The organism is Sporosarcina psychrophila, from assembly GCF_001590685.1.
In the GTDB taxonomy this organism is placed as follows: Bacteria; Bacillota; Bacilli; order Bacillales_A; family Planococcaceae; genus Sporosarcina; species Sporosarcina psychrophila.
This window is the reverse complement of the sequence record NZ_CP014616.1, coordinates 358,354-376,741: the sequence shown is the minus strand read 5'-3', so window position 1 is coordinate 376,741 and position 18,388 is coordinate 358,354. Positions and strand designations below refer to the sequence as shown.

Genomic DNA, 18,388 nt, shown 5'->3' with positions numbered 1-18,388 from the left:
TTGAGAGCTATTTTAAAATTCAAATGGCCGATTTTCATCGGCTTACTTACATTGACAATTGCGTTATTCATTTTAGCACCAAATTTGGCAAAACAAGCAGAAGAAGCGGGCTCACTACAACTTCCAAGCAGTGCTGATTCGCAAAAAGCGGCTGATATGCTAGAAAAAGCCGGTGCTTCCGAAGATACGATTTCACTCGTCTATCCGCTGAAAAAACCAGTAGATGCTGCGATGAAAAAAGAAATTCAATCGGTTGTAGACAAACTTGAAGCCCTGGGCAAGCCAGTTTCAGCAATACTTAACCCATTTGAAAGTAAAGAACTGGAAGCGCAACTTGTTTCAAAAGATCAGAAGACAGTCCTCGTACCAATTACTGTGGACGGTACATTTGATGAAATTATTGCCCTTGCTGATAAAATTCATAGTGATATTTTACCCCAAAACCAGACAGTCTATTTAACAGGTGAAGCGATTATCGGCAATGATGTAAACCAAAGCGCACAAGACGGCTTGAAAAAAACAGAAATTATTACCGTCGTGCTTATTTTCGGTTTGCTTCTCATCGTATTCCGCTCAATTGTCACACCATTTATACCGCTTATTGCGGTAGGGATCTCCTATTTACTCAGTCAATCATTTGTTGCCTTTTTCATTGACTGGTTCGGATTCCCTGTTTCTAATTACACACAGATTTTCCTTGTAGCTATCCTCTTCGGACTAGGAACGGATTATTGTATTCTGTTGCTCAGCCGTTATAAAGAAGAATTGCTAGCAGGTCATAGCGTCGAGGATGCAGTCGTTAATACGTATAAAACTGCAGGTCGTACACTGTTCATCAGCGGTCTTGCCGTCTTTATCGGATTTGCAGCAATCGGATTTGCAGACTTCCCGATTTTTAAATCAGCTGTGGCCGTCGCGGTCGGAATTGCCGTGTTGATGGTCGTGCTATTTACAGTTGTTCCATTGTTCATGGTTTTATTGAAAGACAAATTGTTTTGGCCTTCAAAACAAGCTGCATCGCATAAAGACAGTAAAATATGGGTTGCCTTCAGTAAAGTTTCGGTCAAGCGGCCGCTCATTTCTATGCTAATTGTGGCAGTTATCACAGTCCCACTTCTATTGACATATGATAATGATTTGTCATTCAACACAGTCGATGAGATTGATAAGAGTAAAGAATCGGTCATGGGCCTCAATGCTATTTCTGAAGCATTCGGGAAAGGAGATTCGTTGCCAATCCAGGTTTTATTGAAAAAAGACGGCCCGATTGTCAATGAAACTGACGTCACCTATCTCGAAGCAATCAGCCGGGATATCGAGAAGATTGACGGCGTGAAAACGGTCCGGACGATTACGCGTCCAACTGGTGAAATTATCGAAGACTTGTATGTAGACCACCAGCTTGGTCTTATGTCAGAGGGTCTTGGTGATGCGACTGGTGGACTGGATGAGGTAAAAAAAGGACTGACAGAAGTTCAAGGCGGACTGGACCAAGTGACCGGCATATTTTCTACCGGTTCTGCAGCTGAAGTCAATGGTGCTGGACTTGCACAAGCCGCAGGTGGTATCGAGCAGCTTTCTGCAGGTGTTGGTGCTTCTACTAAAGGCCTGGATGAAATCGGTTCCGGTCTTGGCGAATTATCCGCATCATTAAAAGAAATGAGTGAGTCGGACAGTGTGCGTGCTACCGGTTTGTTCATCCCGTCAGGCACGCTCAGCAATGAAACGTTCAAGCCGGTGATTGACCGTTATACGTTCGGAGCCGAATCAGGGATTTTACTTGAAGTGATTTTGGACTATGATCCTTATTCAAGGGAAGCGATCCAAACGGTGCATGACATTAAAGACAGCGTAACCCGTTCAGTTATCGGAACACCTTTCTTTGACGCAGAGCTTGCATATAGCGGAGTATCCAGTATGAATTCGGATCTGTATGATATTTCGTCAAAAGACTTCAAGCGCACAGTCATTATTATGCTTGCCAGTTTGTTCGTCGTCTTGACGTTCTTATTCCGTTCTGCAATCATGCCTTTGTATATGATTGGCTCCTTGCTGCTCACATATTACACATCTATCGCTGTAACTGAACTCATCTTTGTCAATATGTTGGGTTATGATGGTATCAGCTGGGCAGTTCCATTCTTTGGCTTCATTCTGCTTATTGCGCTCGGTGTGGATTACTCCATTTTCTTACTCGACCGCTTCCGTGAGGAGAGCATTAATGGGCTGAATATACGAGAGGCCCTTACGATGTCGATGGCTAAAATGGGTACGGTCATCATTACTGCATCCATCATACTCGCCGGAACATTTGGTGCAATGATGCCTTCAGGCGTGTTGAGTCTCGTACAAATCGCTACAATTGTCATTACAGGACTCCTTCTGTATGGACTCATCATTCTTCCATTACTCATTCCGGCGATTACTGTATCGTTTGGCAGAGGGGTATGGTGGCCGTTCAGAGGTTGATATAATACGTAAAGCGTCCGTTCCTTTTGTGGGGAACGGACGCTTTTTTAATGATTCTACTCTTTGTTACTGATACTCTCCAAATATTGATCCAATCGTGCTGCCATCATTTCATCCGTCAAACCTGTAACACCAAACGACGCCCATCCACTGTATACAACAGGAGGTCCGTCCAAAAAATCAAACACGGAGACAATATCCCAGTAGGGTTCATACGAAAATGAGAGTTCAGCATGTCTTTGATAGGCTTGTAAAAATAGATCTGCCACTTCGACGCTATGCAACAGCGCGAGGTTCACACGACAATGACCCACGTCGATACCCGCTGGACCGCGGCATGCATTCGGCCAATCGACAATCCCACTGACTTCTTTGTTAGTCCACAACACGTTTGCAGGATGAAAGTCGCGGTGAATAAACGTCTCGAAAAATTCAGGCTCCGTTCCATGGAAACGTTCAAATGCCGCCTGCCACACATCCCGTTTCTTCGTCCATTCGGGGAATTTGACGTCCGCCCGTTTTGTATACGGCGCATATTTCCATGTAAAATCATTCGCTTTAACTTGATGAATTTGCACAAGTACTTTTGCCAATCCATCCGTCCATTGGTTGAAATCATCTGGCAGAAGCTCTACTTTCCCTTCAACTTTCGTCATAAGGATAGACGGTAACCCGCTCAGCTTTCCTGTTTCATCAGACCCAATCAGCGCTGGAGTCGGCAGCCCACTATCCGAAGCTTTTCGAAGGCTCGCCGCTTCGTGCTTGACGAGATCAGGTTCTTCAAGAAGCCACTCCTCATTGTCAAATTGTCGTAAAACCATTTCCGAGTCTTCCGTCTTCACTTCATAAAGAAGTGAGGATGTACTGCCTGGGAGTCGTTTCATCCAATGGACGACACCCCCTACTTCTTGCTGCACCCAGATTTCTGCTTTTTCGATTGGTCGCAAATTCCACCCCTCCTTTAAACATGAATTATGGATTAGACGAGTCCCATTTCACCCTCTATACATCACTTCACCCGCAATAACGGTCATCACAACATTCGCGTTCACGATCTCTTCATCTTCCACTCGGAATAAATCCTTGTCGAGCACTGTGAAATCAGCATCGAACCTGGGCGCAAGCTTACCGCGGACGTCCGCTTTTCCGATTGTTCCCGCACTCCCCGTCGTAAAGAGGCCGACCGCTTCAAAGCGACTTAGTTTTTCATCTGGCAAATAGCCATCGTGGGTTTCCCCAGGCTTCCGACGCGTTGCCGCTGCATAGATGCCAAGCAATGGGTCGACCTCCTCGATTGGCGCATCCGAACCGCCGCCGCAAATGAATCCACGGTCAAGCAGCTTTTTCCACGCATAGGCCCAATCAAGACGGTCTTCCCCTAAACGATCCATGACCCATGGGAAGTCTGATGAAACAAACACCGGCTGTATATCAAGGATGACTGGCAACTTTTCCATCCGCTCGACTAGATCTTCACGCAAGACATTTACATGGATAAGTCGATCACGTTTGCCAGTAGGTACCGGGTACTTCTCTATCGCATCGAGTGCTTTTTCAACAGCTGCATCCCCAATGACATGAACAGCAATTGCTTCGCCATACTTGCGTGCGAGCGACACTATCGCACCAATTTCTTCATCCGTAATGACTGTCATGCCGAATGTTTCGGGCGTATCTGCATACGGTTTACTTAACAAAGCCGTTTTACCTCCAAGCGCTCCGTCGATGAAAAATTTCATCTCGCCAGGCTCAATCCAAGGTTCATTATAAGTAGCTTGCTCTTCCTTCAATTGCTGGAAAACAGTTGACCGTCGCAATAAATGTGCGCGGAATTTCTTCTGTTCACCAATAACGTTTTTGAATGCTTGTAGCGGGTTTTTATAATCCCCATAATACCCGAGGTCATCCGTCACTCCCCCTGTCAGTCCAAGTGACAGCAAATCATCGACTGACTTTTGTAAGGCCCGAGTCAATGATTCCTCTGTCGGCTCTGGAATAAGGGCAAGTACAATCTCCTGCGCTCCTTCTTTCAAGTAGCCCGTAGGTTCCCCGTTCGCATCACGCATAATGACACCATCTTCGGGATCAAGTGTATCTTTTGAAATACCTGCCAGCTCAAGCGCTTTTGAATTGGCGAGCGCCGCATGTCTACATGTCCGTTTCAAAATCATAGGGGAATCCGTGACCTTATCCAATTCATGTCGCGTGAGGATCTTTTTATCTGGGAAGTTATTTTCATTCCATCCCTCTCCGATAAACCATTCGTCAGATTTCAAATCAGGATGAGCATTTATCAGCATATCCATCATGTCATCAGCGGACGTTGCCTTCGATAAGTCCAAACTTAGTAATTTTTCGCCGTGACCAATCATATGCATATGACTATCGACGAATCCTGGATAAAGAACGGAACCCTGTAAGTCAATTTCATTATCTGCTCGTTCTTTTAAATCGCCATATGTGCCAACTGCACTAATCTTACCGTTTTCTGTGAGCAGCGCCTCAACTTGGTCGCCTTCTTGCTCCATCGTATACATCGTGCCATTATGCCAAAGTGTTTTCATCTCAATTCCCCCTATCTCTCTAGTTATAGTCTAAACTTTCGGTCATTCACGAGCAACATTTTGATTATCAATGCTACAATTAAGATTAATGATTAGGAGGGATTAAGTTGAGATTAACTGTTTACCTGGCAGGGGAAATCCATAGTTCATGGCGTGAGGAAGTAAAGATGAAAGTGGCTGCACTTAAGTTGCCAATCGATTTCGTCGGTCCCATGGAAGACCATGACCGTTCTGATAACATCGGGGAAGATATTCTAGGCAAGCAGCCGAATGCAATTTCCAAAGATGCTGCGGCATCTAGCTTTAATAATTTGCGTACGGAGCTATTAATGAAGCAAGCCGATCTTGTCATCGCTTTATTTGGGGAGAAATATAAGCAGTGGAATACCGCGATGGACGCGAGTGCCGCCGTCGCATTCGGCAAACCACTCATCCTAATTCGTAATGAAGCACATCATCATGCACTAAAGGAATTGTCACGCAAAGCAAACGCTACCGTTGAAACTGTCGATCAGGCTGTAAAAGCACTGCATTATATTTTCGAATGAACTAAGAAAAGCGCAAGCTGCCGTTTAGCCCCGACAGGCATAAGACGGTTTGCGAGGAGGCGTACTTCAGCCCCATAGCAAAACGACTTATGACCCGAGGGTTTGCGCCTGGAGCCTAGACACTGCTCCAGGTTGAAAAAACTTATACCTTTTTAAATACCATCCCACGGGCTGTCCTCATCAGGGCAGTCTTTTTTAATGGCGTTCCTACACCGATCATACAACCGCGAAGAACAATCATATACCCTTCCACACCGATCATATCCCCCTATCTCGTTTACAAAACCTTAACGATTCCTTCATACCCGCTCAACAATTCTCCTCTATCATTTGAATTGTAGTCAAAACACTCTAGGGGGGCAACAACAGATGAAAAACATGAAAACACTCGCAACACTCGGACTTGCATGCTCGATCTTTCTCGCTGCTTGCGGTGGAGCGGACGGTAATACATCAGCTAAAACTAGCGAAGGCTTAAGCGGTAGTGTAGCAGGAGACGGATCATCGACTGTTGCGCCAATCATGGAAGCGATTGTTGAAGAATATGCACAAGCTGAAAAAGACGTTAAAGTATCCGTAGGTGTTTCCGGTACAGGTGGCGGATTTGAAAAATTCATCGCTGGTTCAACAGACTTCTCAAATGCATCCCGCCCCATTAAAGATGAAGAGAAAGCAAAGCTTGACGAAGCAGGCGTTGATTATACAGAACTTAAAATTGCAAACGACGGTTTAACAATCGTTGTAAATAAAGAAAACACTTGGGTCGATTCACTTACTGTTGAAGATCTCGCGAAAATGTGGGCAGAAGATGGATCAGCAAAAAAATGGTCTGATATCAACCCAAGCTGGCCAGCTGAAGAAATCGTCTTCTATTCACCAGGTACAGATTCTGGCACATATGACTACTTCAATGAAGTTGTCTTGGAAGATGCTGACCTTGTAAAATCTGCAACACTTTCTGAAGATGACAACGTTCTTGTTACAGGAATTAAAGGTGACAAAAATGCAATTGGATTTTTCGGTTATGCTTACTACGAATCAAATAAAGACGCGCTAAATGCAGTATTAATAGATGGTATTGAACCGAATGCACAAACAATCGAGTCTGGCGAATACACTCCATTCTCTCGCCCACTATTCATTTATGTCAGCAACGATGCAGTTAAAGAGAAAAAAGAAGTTCGTAACTTCATGGAGTTTGTTATCGACAACTCAGCAGAAATGGCCGAAGCAGTTGGTTATGTACAACTGCCTGAAGCAGACTATGAAGAAGGACGTAAAGCATTGGATTCTCTGAAATAATAGAACGATTCCTGGCTGTCCTGCATAGTAGGGCAGCCATTATCCTTTCAACACCGTAACTAAACAACGTTATCCAATAGGAGGTCCATAGATTGACTTCAATAAAACCGACAGATAAGTTGCGAACACGCGATGTCATTGCTGCTGCTAAAAAGAATGAGAAGTTTGGCAAACTCATCCCGCATCTTTTACTCGCTGTCACTTCCATCACTGTACTGGCAACATTTGGGATTATCTACACATTACTGAAAGAAACATTCATCTTTTTTCAAGAAATAAAGATCACTGACTTCATTTTTGGAACTGAATGGGCACCTTTTTCCAATGCTGATCAGGCATTCGGTGTACTTCCCTTAATCGTCGGGACTTTAAAAATCGCAGGTGTTGCGCTTCTTATCGGGGTCCCTTTCGGACTTGCGTGTGCAATTTTCCTCAGTGAATATGCGTCACCAAAAATCAAAAAGTTCATCAAACCAATTATTGAGTTACTGGCTGGAATTCCAACGATTGTTTACGGATTTTTTGCCTTAACAGTCGTGACACCATGGCTCCAGTCTTTCATTCCACAATTGAAGTTATTTAACGCACTAAGTGCCGGTATTGTAGTCGGTATTATGATTTTACCAATGATAATCTCGCTTTCGGAAGATGCACTTTCTGCTGTTCCTGCTTCATTCCGCGAGGGGTCTTACGCGCTTGGGTCTACAAAATTTGAAACAGCTATCAAAGTCGTCTTTCCAGCAGCAATTTCCGGTATTGCAGCATCGATTATCCTTGCTGCTTCACGGGCTGTAGGAGAAACAATGATTGTCTCACTTGCCGCAGGTTCCACGCCAATATTCAATATGGACTTTACAGGTTCAATTCAAACGATGACTTCTTATATCGTTCAAGTCGCAACAGGCGACGCAGGCTATGGCACAACAATCTATTATTCCATTTACGCTGTCGGGTTCATGCTATTCTTGTTCACATTCCTAATGAACCGGGCCGCTTTGTACATCAAGACGAAATTCAGGGAGGAATACTAATATGGACCGCGTTCTTCAGTCAAAAACAAATCGTCGACTTACAAAAGATTCAGCGATGAAATGGCTGTTCGGTGCAATCGCTGCCGCCGTCCTCGGAATTACATTCTTCCTGTTTTACGGCATTGGTGCAGATGGCGTCGGACGGTTGAACTTTTCATTCTTTACGAATTTCGGATCCCGCTTCCCTGAAAAGGCGGGCATTAAAGCAGCTCTTGTCGGTACACTGGCTCTCATGGCCGTCGTTATTCCGGTATCCATGTTCCTAGGCCTTTGTTCCGCTATTTACCTTGAAGAATATGCTAAAAAAAATAAATGGACCTCTTTTATTGAAATGAATATCAGTAACCTTGCCGGCGTTCCTTCCGTTGTCTTCGGACTTCTTGGTCTAACTGTTTTTGTCCGTGCATCATCATTAGGCAATAGTATCTTGGCTGCTGGATTGACGATGAGTTTGCTAATCTTACCAATCATCATCGTAGCTTCCCAAGAAGCACTTCGTTCCGTTCCAGACACACTTCGAGAAGCTTCATATGGCATGGGTGCAACAAAATGGCAAACAATCATTCATGTGATTTTACCGTCCGCAGCAGGTTCTATTTTGACAGGTAGCATCTTATCCTTCTCACGTGCCATCGGTGAAACAGCACCGCTCATTGTTCTTGGGATACCGGTTATCGTTCAATTCCTGCCAACTGGACCGCTTAGTACATTTACAGCTCTTCCGATGCAAATTTACGACTGGGCTAAACGCCCACAACCCGAATTTGCAGATGCTGCCTCAGCAGGAATTATCGTGCTTATGATCTTACTCATTACAATGAACGGATTTGCGATTTACTTTAGAAATAGATCACAAAAAAAGCTTAAAAATTGATAGGAGGATTATTATGACAAAAACACTCGTTCGACCTACTGAAGATGCTAAGCTTCGTGTCATGAAAAATGAAAATTGGACAAAAGCAGTTTATGAAACAAACGGTTTAAATCTCTGGTATGGCACGGCGCACGCGCTTAAAAACATCGACTTGTCCATCAATGAAAAAGAAGTAACAGCAATCATCGGCCCTTCCGGCTGCGGAAAATCTACGTATTTAAAAACACTAAACCGGATGGTAGAAAACGTAGGCGACGTCACCATTTCTGGTAATGTTACATTTATGGGCAATAATATTCTTGGCAAAGCGATGTCCGTGGAATTGCTTCGTTCAAAAGTCGGCATGGTATTCCAAAAACCCAATCCATTCCCGAAATCCATCTATGAAAACGTTGCATACGGGCCGAAGATTCACGGTATCCGTAATAAAGCAATGTTAGATACAATTGTTGAAGACAGCTTACGTAAAGCAGCCTTATGGGATGAAGTAAAAGACCGTCTGAACAAAAGCGCATATGGACTTTCCGGCGGACAGCAACAACGGCTCTGTATAGCACGCTGCCTCGCAGTTGACCCAGAAGTAATCCTAATGGATGAGCCAACTTCAGCACTAGACCCGGTATCGACACATAAAGTCGAAGAATTGATTCGCAACATCAAAAACGATGTAACAATAGCAATCGTTACACATAACATGCAACAGGCAGCACGAATTTCCGACCGCACTGCATTTTTCCTAAACGGAGAAATCGTAGAATGCGATCGTACATCCACACTATTTAGTACGCCGACAGACGAACGCACCGATGACTACATCAACGGGCGATTCGGTTGATAATCTCATTTGGTAAACAAAAAGGGCATCTCGAGTTAGTGTTTTCCTCACTATCTTGAGATGCCTTTTTGTTTTCGGCAAAATAAAAAACCGAAGATATCGTCAATAACGACATCTTCGATCAATGGTTTAGTCTCTTATTCAGTTCCCATTTCTGCTTGCACAACGTCAACAATACGCTGAACAAGACGTACACAATCTTCTTCAGAAGGCGCTTCTACCATGACGCGCACAAGCGGTTCAGTGCCCGAAGGACGAACCAAAACGCGGCCATTGCCTGCCATCTCTTTTTCTACTTCTGCTATTATTTCTGCTACTAATGCATTATCCGTCACAGCATTCTTATCCGTAACACGTACATTAACAAGTTTTTGTGGATAAATTTTCATGCCTGCCGCAAGTTCAGATAGCTTACGTCCAGTTATTTTCATAATGTTAACGAGCTGAAGTCCTGTAAGAAGCCCATCGCCTGTTGTATTGTAATCGTGGAAGATAATATGGCCTGATTGCTCACCGCCAAGATTATAATTTCCTTTTCTCATTTCTTCTACAACATACCGATCACCAACGGCTGTCTGAATGCTCTTCATGCCGTGTTCCGTCAATGCTTTATAGAAACCTAGATTGCTCATAATCGTTGAGACTATCGTTCCTGATTTAAGGCGGCCTCCTTCATGTAAATGACGTGCGATGATGAACATAATCTGGTCACCATCAACAACTTCTCCACGTTCATCTACAGCGATAAGACGATCTCCGTCTCCGTCAAACGCTAAACCAATATGGGCACCTTTTTCAACAACGAGTTTACCCAATTCTTCAGGATGAGTCGAACCAACACCGTCATTAATGTTCAAGCCGTTTGGCGATGCTCCCATTGTTGTTAGGTCTGCATCAAGATCAGCAAACAAATGTGTTGCCAGTGTAGATGTCGCACCATGTGCACAATCGAGTGCAACATGAATTCCCGCGAATTCCTCGTCGACCGTCTGTTTTAAGTACTGAATATATTTATGTCCGCCTTCAAAATACTCTGTTATAAAACCAACGTCTGCTCCAGTCGGACGCGGCAACGAGTCTTCTTGTACGTTTAACAGTTGCTCAATTTCTTCTTCCTGTTCATCCGTCAGTTTATAACCATCTGCACCAAAAAACTTGATGCCATTGTCTTCGACAGGATTATGTGAAGCTGAGATCATGACTCCGGCCTGTGCATTCATGACGCGCGTCAAGTAAGCGACACCTGGTGTGCTAATAACCCCAAGAGTCATCACTTCAATCCCCGTCGATAAAAGACCCGCAATTAGGGCATTTTCAAGCATCTGACCCGAGATACGCGTATCCCTGCCGACGAGTACTTGTGACTTCCCTGATGATTCTTTTGTTAACACATGCCCACCAATTCTACCCAATCTAAATGCGATTTCCGGTGTCAATTCCTTATTTGCAACCCCACGGACGCCATCGGTCCCGAAATACTTTGTCATTTTCATTCTCCCTTTCAATCCTGCACATTCAACTGTATGTCAGGCAAGTTCAATATGCATCGTTACTTCTTTATCTGATAATATCCATTTCACATCTAGGGGTCCTTCAACCAAGACTGAGAAATTCTGTTCTCCTTCGTCCGTGGTTTCAGACGCATCGATATAAACGGTGAAATCTGATTTCTCCAATGTATCAATTACATCCTGTTCCGCCGTGACAGTTAGTACAACCAAACCGGCCGCCGGTTTTTGAAATGAACTCGTGAAACTTTCATCAAGTCCTTTTACAGTAACAGGTATGTCTTTAAATTCCTTCGTAACTACTTTTACATCCTCAACAGGCGGCTCCGGATTGATTACTTCCAAGTCTGAATCAATCACTGTTGCATCTATTTTCACTTTAACTTTATCTAAAGACATCTTTGTAACACCTTTAGGTTTTTTCAAATCAATCGCCATTGTTCCTTGTCCTTTTACTTCGGATACATCCACATCAACGCTGAATTCTTTAATTTGATCCAGTACTTTCCGTGGACCGAATAAACTAATCGTTTTATCCTGAGCAGAAATGGCATCGACAGTGACACCAGTAACAGGAACTCCACGCGATTTAAGTACGATTGGCACTTCTTTACTATATTCGGAAATCTCAACTTTGACAGTTACTTGTTCAGGAACAATCGTCACATTCAGCTTCGTTAAATCTTTATCTAAAACCCGGACCCGTGCTTGCTGCTCGAATGATTTGTTAATTTCCTTGTCTCCTGTTATTGAGGCTTTTACAAAACTGATCGATTCAATAACACTCTTCGCCCCCGTCACTTCGATAGTTGACGGATCGACATCTATCTTAACGACATTGAACTCTTCAGCAAGCAGACGTTCATTCAGTTCAGGATCAACACGGAATGTTTGTGTGATTTTCTCTTCGATTACGACTTCGATTGTCGCGGGATCGAAGATGACTTTCAGCTTCTCAGAAACATTCTCACTTTGAATCTCAACTGTATGCTTACCCATTGGCAAACTAGACAAATCGACTCGTAGCGTAAAGTCTTTTAATAATTTCGTTGTCTGGACAATATTCGCTGGGCCTTCAATGGTCATATTGACCGTTTCTGGAACTCCCGTCACGACAAGATTTTCATTGTCATAAAACACTTGTACAGGGAAATCCTGAATGATGTCCCTCGCATCTCCAACTGCTTTGCTACCCTTTTTTTCTTCTGCCTGCACAGTAAAAAAAAGAATAATTGCAAGGAATAAGGCTGTCAAGCGAAGAAACCATGGGCTATTCATAAACTTATCCATTTTTTCTCCACCTCCACTTCCAGATGGAAGAATCCTGCTTTTCAGTTGTTAAACCGAACCAGACTCTCCGCAACCGCGCTTCAAATTCCTCCATATCAAGATTCCGATCTATATCCCCATTTGCAGTAAGGCTTACTGCTCCAGTTTCTTCTGACACGATAATCGTGACAGCATCCGTTACTTCACTAATTCCAAGGGCTGCACGATGTCGTGTTCCAAGCTCCTTTGAGATGAACGGACTCTCCGACAGCGGCAAATAGCATCCTGCTGCCGCAATGCGATTACGCTGGACAATGACTGCACCATCATGGAGTGGCGTGTTCGGGATGAAGATATTGATAAGAAGTTCTGACGTAATCAGCGAATCCATACCTGTACCGGTTTCAATATATTCACTTAGACCTGTTTCCTTTTCAATTGAAATAAGCGCACCAATTCGCCGTTTCGCCATATAGCTAACAGATTTCACAAACGCTTCAATCAGACGATCACGTTCCTCTTCTTCCTGCATCATTGTACGAGCAAATAGCCGTCCTCTACCAATCTGTTCAAGCGCACGCCGCAGCTCGGGTTGGAAGATGATAATAATAGCCAGAAATCCAAACGGAAGAACCTGATCCATCATCCATTGAAGCGTATCAAGTCCAAAAAACTCAGTCAGAATACGAGCAATGAGAAGGACAAAAATCCCTTTTAAAAGTTGAACCGCTTTCGTTCCTTTTATAATCGTAATCAATTTATAAAAAACAAACCAGACGAGAAGCACATCTACAATATTAATAAATGCCGCTACTGGACTGAAATCAACTAATTCTTGCCATTTTGGCATGTGCTTCGCCTACCTTCATAAACAGTTTCTTATGCGTATAGTATAGCATAACAGCACTGCACTGTCCTTTCTTAGAAAAGAACAAAAGCGCAAGCAGCTGTTATAAATGAACACAGCCAAAGTATGCCACGTCCTGCGGCAATGTCTGCGTGAAGTCTCTATATTGCAGCCAATCCACTGTACGTGATTTTATAGTTTCCTAAGCAATGAAAAAGAGCGACCGGTTACCAACTCTAAACGGTCGCGGGGTCGCCCTGTCTACTTTTCATCTTGCTTGTCATCTTTTGATGATGGAAAGATGTCTTTAGCTGTTGTTTTTATTTTATACCAAAGCCAGTCAAACACTTTGTCAATTTCCTCGCTCTTACCAGTTACAATCGCTGTAGAGGCCATATATTTAGAACCCCTAATAACTGTAACGTTGCCATCCACTTCTCCTTCGATACGGAGGGTACCATTTTTAACGACTATGTCACCTTTAACTGTTTCACCGGCGGGCACGAGTACCGTTTGTCCTTCGACAACAAGATTCGGCTGTTTCGTCACCGAAAACTGCTGGTCGTTTCCATAACTTGAAAATAGTGTTGCACTCATAAGGATTAAAAACATGGCTGCAGCTGCCAAAAGTGGATGGCTACGCAACCAGCGTTGAACACCCGCTTGGGATTTTTCTTTGGGAAGTCGTGCCATAACACCGTTGACAAAGCTGTCCGGTGCCTTTATTTTTGCAGCACTTCCTATAAAAGCAATAGACTCAGTTAATCCATTCATAATTTCCTTACATTCTTTGCAGCTATCTAGGTGTTCTTTCAATAGCCGCTCTTCGTCACGGCTAATATCACCGTCTAAATACGCGTGCATATAGTGAACGATTTGTTCCGGACACGTATTCATATTAATTCCCTCCTACATATTACCTATCTGTTTCCGAAGTGCTTCCCGCCCTCTATGGACACGGGTCTTTACGGTCCCTAGTGGTAATTCCAAAATGTCACCAATTTCTTGTAGCGGTAATTCCTCGATATACCTTAAAATAATGACGGAACGGTATTTATCAGGAAGTCTTCCGATTTCGTAGTGGATTCGTTCCTGTAATTCCATTCTTTCGACTTCATCTTCAGGTAGCTCGCCGGATGCGGCAATTTGTGAGTACATATTCAGACCATCTGTACCCGGGACATTTGCATCGAGATAATAATCAGGTTTCTTCTTTCGAATTCGGTCGATGCATAAATTCGTCGCAATCCGAAACAGCCACGTTGAAAACTTCCGTTTTTGATCGAATGTATGAATATTGATATAGGCACGGACAAATGCTTCCTGCGCAATATCCTCTGCTTCTTGTGCGTTGCCAAGCATCCTGTAACATACTTGGTATAGGCGATGCTGAAATAAAGTCACTACTTCTTCAAATGCATTTTGATCGCCTTTCAAGACTTCATTTATTCGTTTATTGATCAGTTCATCCAATGTATTTCACCCTCCGCTCTATGCGGCTGTCCCTTCTATACGTTTGAAGGTGTCGACAGGTTTCATTTTTTTTCATTAATTTTATTTTAACAGATATTGTTAGTTATTTCCTCACTATATTTATGATTAGAAAAGTAAGTGGCTTATGATTGAAGTGAAATGCAGGATTCGAAACGGTTGTCCCGTGGAATGCATGGCTCTTTCAGTGTTTATACTCGCTCCCCTCAAAAAAAAGCCCATCTAAGTTACCAGATGGGCTTTCAAGAACTGATTAAATTAGTTTTTCTCCAAACAGTGAGCCCATTAAACCTACCGCAACATCAGCTGTTTTATTCTTCTCATCCAAAATCGGATTTACTTCTACAAATTCAGCCGAAGTAATCATGCCTGAGTCTTCCAGCATTTCCATCGCTAAATGGCTTTCCCGATAACTAATTCCCCCCGGTACCGGCGTTCCGACTCCTGGTGTATACAGCGGATCAAGTCCATCTAAGTCAAGCGACAAGTGGACACCGTCGACATCACGTGAACGTAGATAGGCGAGAGCGTCTTCCATAACCGAAGTCATTCCGTAGCGATCGATTTCATGCATCGTGAACACCTTGACACCTTGCTCCTTGAGCAATTGACGTTCTTCCGGATCCACAGAACGTGCTCCGATGATGACAACATTCTTCGGTTTTACTTTTTGACCTTCACTATGTATATTAACGAGACTTTCGTGCCCTAGCCCAACACTTACGGCAAGAGGCATTCCATGAATATTACCGGAAGGCGATGTCTCTGCAGTATTAAAATCTGCATGCGCATCATACCAGATGACACCGAGATTTTTATATTTTTCCGACAAGCCAGCAAGTGTTCCAATAGCGATGCTGTGATCGCCTCCTAAAACAAGTGGGAATCTACCCGCATCCACAACTTCAGCAACTTTTCGCGCAAGCTCCGTAGTCGCTTGAATGACTTCATCTAAGTTCTTCAAATTCGTATCACTATGTTTTTTTCTTTCCACAGCACTTACCTGAACATCGCCCTCATCCGTAACCTGATGGCCAATCGATTCAATTCTCCCTACAGCACCTGCATATCGGATTGCACTTGGCCCCATATCCACCCCACGACGACTTTGTCCAAAATCGAGTGGTACACCGATTAATGAAATATTCAAATGTTGCATGTCAAATTACCTCCCCTTATCTATATCTCTAGTATAAGTCCATGAGAAGGTTTGGCTCAACTCAACAAGTATCTGAATATTTATTCGTTTACAATCTTTTCCCCATGAACTGTTCACATGCATCAGGAGACGTTGGTTTGCTATAGTAATAGCCTTGACCCTCACGACAACCTAAATTCATTAGGATAACGGCTTGTTCTTCATACTCCACACCTTCCGCAATGACGTTTAAGCCCACAGTATCTGCTAAAGTTACAATAGCCTTAACGATTGCCTGGCTATCTTCATTCAGGTGTATATCGCGCACAAAGGACATATCGATTTTAATCGTATCAGCTGGTAGTTCTTTGATATAACTAAACGTACTATAACCTGTTCCAAAGTCATCGATAGACACCGTAATACCCAACGCCCTTATTTCACGAATTCTTCCCTGCATATCTTCCCGGTCGGCAAATGCACTTTCAGTTAATTCGATTTCAATCAAATCTGTTGTGACACCCGTCTCTTCAAGAATTGTTTTAATCGTATGCAAAATAGTTGGTTCTTCCAATTGCACGGCTGACATATTGATAGCCACCCGAAACGGTCCATATCCATTATCTTGCCACTTTTTTGCCTGCCCGCAAGCTTCACGCAGTACCCATTCCCCGAGAGGTATGATGATTTTCGTCTCTTCCGCCACGGGAATGAACTTATCGGGTGGTATTCTGCCAAGATCGGGATGATTCCACCGCACTAACGCTTCAACACCTATCAACTTCCCTGTCTTCAAGTTCACTTTAGGCTGATAATCAAGATGGAGATGACCCAAATGAACGCTTTTCCGTAATTCATTCTCCAGCAAGATCCGCTCCAATGTTTTGGCCGCTGTTCCGTGCTGATACATCTCACATCCTCCGCCGCCATGCGTTCTGGCGATAGAAAGAGCTTTTTCTGCTTTCATTGCAAGCTCTGAAGGTTTTTTAGCATGCTCCGGATACAAGGCAATCCCGAAACTTAAAGATGGTGTGTGCATTTGGTCCTTTACTTCAATAGGTTCCTCAATATATTGCTGAACTTCTTTTGTCAGTTGTTCAGCGTGTTGTGCATCACGTACATCTAAAAGAAGGAATGCAAATTCATCACCTGAAAGTCTGCCAATAACAGTTTTTTCTTTTAGAATTGTCCTTAACCTCTTCGCAATAACAGACAAAATATAATCACCTACCTCGTGTCCAAGCGAATCATTCACATAGCGAAGACGGTCGACATTCATATAGATACAGGCTCGTTTTGTTCTCTGTTTTTTCGCTACTTCTATTTCTTGATAAAACATTTTCCGAAATGAAGTTCGATTAGGTAAACTGGTCAATTGGTCATTATAAGCAAGGTCGCGTATCATCCGCTCAGACTCTTTACTCTTAGTGATGTCATAGCGGATGGATATATATTGATAGGGCTTTCCGTTATCATTTAAAAATGGAACTATCATCGTGTCGACCCAATAATAAGATCCATCCTTGGCTTTATTACAGATTTCACCACGCCATGTATTTCCCCTGCCGATTGTCGCCCATAGCTCTTTGAAAAACGAAGAAGGATGAAAGCCTGAATTGATAATCCGATGGTCTGCCCCCACAAGTTCCTCCACACTGTATTGCGCTATTTTTGTAAACAACTCATTCACATACACTATTTTCCCTGTCTGGTCTGTGACAGCAACAATAGCTGACTGATCAAGTGCATAGGCAATGTCCCTAAGCATTTTTTCCGGACTATGACTACCATCATGGCGAATTAAATCATCTACCATTTTATTATTTCCTTGCATAAAATCACTTCTTTCCTAAAAACCTTTTTCAACCTACGGGGGCCTGCAAAAACAATTATAACCCCATTTACTCTACAATAAATTTGTTCTTTCGGGCTATATATGGTGAAATAAAGAACTCCAGTAAATTCGCTTCGGAGCTAAGGGATATCTGCCGGCTTCAGCTATCTTTTTTATGGCACCTTCACTCAGTTCATATCGGTATTTCATTTGTTCAATATAGAGAATTATATCTAGTTGAAAATAGAAAAAAACCCTTTCATTTTGGCGAAAGGGTTAATAAAGCTATTTGCAATTCACATGGTTTGGTAAAGCAAGAAAATGGCTGGGGTAGCTGGATTCGAACCAACGAGTAACGGAGTCAAAGTCCGTTGCCTTACCACTTGGCTATACCCCACTAGTATTTAAGTTTAATTCTTTTCGGTGCTTTGCATTAAAGTAAGATCTACTCTATTCAATGCTTTACATAACAACCTTAAAGTAAACTCTTTTTAACGCAAAACGTTAAAATCAAGGAATACTGTTTTCAACGCAAGCGTTGAAATAGTATTGGTGGTGGGGGGCAGATTCGAACTGCCGAACCCGAAGGAGCGGATTTACAGTCCGCCGCGTTTAGCCACTTCGCTACCCCACCATGTTAAAATATGTATTATTAGATTCAAAACCTTAAGTAACAAG

15 protein-coding genes and 2 tRNA genes are annotated in these 18,388 nt (G+C 43.2%); 6 read left to right on the top strand and 11 right to left on the bottom strand.

Features of this window, described 5'->3' with window-relative positions; translation table 11 throughout:
• Positions 1-2,469: an MMPL family transporter gene (locus AZE41_RS01755; RefSeq protein WP_067204900.1), complete on the top strand. Its 2,469-nt coding sequence runs from the start codon at positions 1-3 to the stop codon at positions 2,467-2,469.
• 56 nt (positions 2,470-2,525) lie between these two features.
• Here AZE41_RS01755 and AZE41_RS01750 read toward each other — a convergent pair whose 3' ends face one another.
• The gene (locus AZE41_RS01750) at positions 2,526-3,416 is read right to left on the bottom strand and encodes a phosphotransferase family protein (RefSeq protein ID WP_067204898.1); all 891 of its coding nucleotides are present in this window, start codon (positions 3,414-3,416) and stop codon (positions 2,526-2,528) included.
• A gap of 48 nt (positions 3,417-3,464) precedes the next feature.
• The gene (locus AZE41_RS01745) at positions 3,465-5,033 is read right to left on the bottom strand and encodes an amidohydrolase (RefSeq protein ID WP_067204896.1); all 1,569 of its coding nucleotides are present in this window, start codon (positions 5,031-5,033) and stop codon (positions 3,465-3,467) included.
• A gap of 107 nt (positions 5,034-5,140) precedes the next feature.
• On the opposite strand from AZE41_RS01745, the gene AZE41_RS01740 reads away from it, so the two are divergent.
• The 5 genes from AZE41_RS01740 (at position 5,141) to pstB (ending at position 9,623) form a co-directional block, all read left to right on the top strand.
• Positions 5,141-5,581, top strand: coding sequence for a YtoQ family protein (locus AZE41_RS01740; protein ID WP_067204893.1), 441 nt, complete (start codon positions 5,141-5,143; stop codon positions 5,579-5,581).
• A gap of 369 nt (positions 5,582-5,950) precedes the next feature.
• Positions 5,951-6,883 carry a PstS family phosphate ABC transporter substrate-binding protein gene (locus AZE41_RS01735; protein WP_067204890.1) on the top strand — a complete coding sequence of 311 codons (933 nt, stop codon included), beginning with the start codon at positions 5,951-5,953 and terminating at the stop codon, positions 6,881-6,883.
• 92 nt (positions 6,884-6,975) lie between these two features.
• Positions 6,976-7,914: a phosphate ABC transporter permease subunit PstC gene (pstC, locus tag AZE41_RS01730; RefSeq protein ID WP_156475937.1), complete on the top strand. Its 939-nt coding sequence runs from the start codon at positions 6,976-6,978 to the stop codon at positions 7,912-7,914.
• 1 nt (position 7,915) lies between these two features.
• Complete coding sequence (gene pstA, locus AZE41_RS01725; protein WP_067204887.1) at positions 7,916-8,788, top strand: phosphate ABC transporter permease PstA; 873 nt, start codon at positions 7,916-7,918, stop codon at positions 8,786-8,788.
• Positions 8,789-8,849: 61 nt separating this feature from the next.
• Positions 8,850-9,623, top strand: coding sequence for a phosphate ABC transporter ATP-binding protein PstB (gene pstB / locus AZE41_RS01720; protein WP_231885811.1), 774 nt, complete (start codon positions 8,850-8,852; stop codon positions 9,621-9,623).
• Positions 9,624-9,760: 137 nt separating this feature from the next.
• Here pstB and glmM read toward each other — a convergent pair whose 3' ends face one another.
• The 9 genes from glmM to AZE41_RS01675 form a co-directional block, all read right to left on the bottom strand.
• Entirely contained in the window at positions 9,761-11,110 is a 1,350-nt protein-coding gene (glmM, locus tag AZE41_RS01715; RefSeq protein ID WP_067204882.1) for a phosphoglucosamine mutase, read from the bottom strand.
• A 39-nt stretch (positions 11,111-11,149) separates the two neighbouring features.
• A complete protein-coding gene (locus tag AZE41_RS01710; protein ID WP_067204879.1) occupies positions 11,150-12,421 on the bottom strand; it encodes a CdaR family protein in 1,272 nt (423 codons plus the stop codon).
• Positions 12,414-13,250 carry a diadenylate cyclase CdaA gene (cdaA, locus tag AZE41_RS01705; protein ID WP_067204877.1) on the bottom strand — a complete coding sequence of 279 codons (837 nt, stop codon included), beginning with the start codon at positions 13,248-13,250 and terminating at the stop codon, positions 12,414-12,416. Before cdaA ends, AZE41_RS01710 begins: the two co-directional genes overlap by 8 nt.
• Before the next feature lie 258 nt (positions 13,251-13,508).
• Positions 13,509-14,144 (bottom strand): anti-sigma factor family protein, encoded by a 636-nt coding sequence (locus AZE41_RS01700; RefSeq protein ID WP_067204875.1) that lies wholly within the window; start codon positions 14,142-14,144, stop codon positions 13,509-13,511.
• 12 nt (positions 14,145-14,156) lie between these two features.
• Positions 14,157-14,720, bottom strand: coding sequence for an RNA polymerase sigma factor SigW (sigW, locus tag AZE41_RS01695; RefSeq protein ID WP_067204872.1), 564 nt, complete (start codon positions 14,718-14,720; stop codon positions 14,157-14,159).
• A 271-nt stretch (positions 14,721-14,991) separates the two neighbouring features.
• Complete coding sequence (gene rocF / locus AZE41_RS01690; protein WP_067204869.1) at positions 14,992-15,897, bottom strand: arginase; 906 nt, start codon at positions 15,895-15,897, stop codon at positions 14,992-14,994.
• A gap of 88 nt (positions 15,898-15,985) precedes the next feature.
• Positions 15,986-17,710 (bottom strand): GGDEF domain-containing phosphodiesterase, encoded by a 1,725-nt coding sequence (locus tag AZE41_RS01685; protein WP_067204866.1) that lies wholly within the window; start codon positions 17,708-17,710, stop codon positions 15,986-15,988.
• Positions 17,711-18,032: 322 nt separating this feature from the next.
• Positions 18,033-18,107: transfer RNA gene (locus tag AZE41_RS01680), tRNA-Gln, on the bottom strand.
• Between the two features lie 153 nt (positions 18,108-18,260).
• Positions 18,261-18,344 (bottom strand) — tRNA-Tyr (locus AZE41_RS01675).
• Between the last annotated feature and the right edge of the window lie 44 nt (positions 18,345-18,388).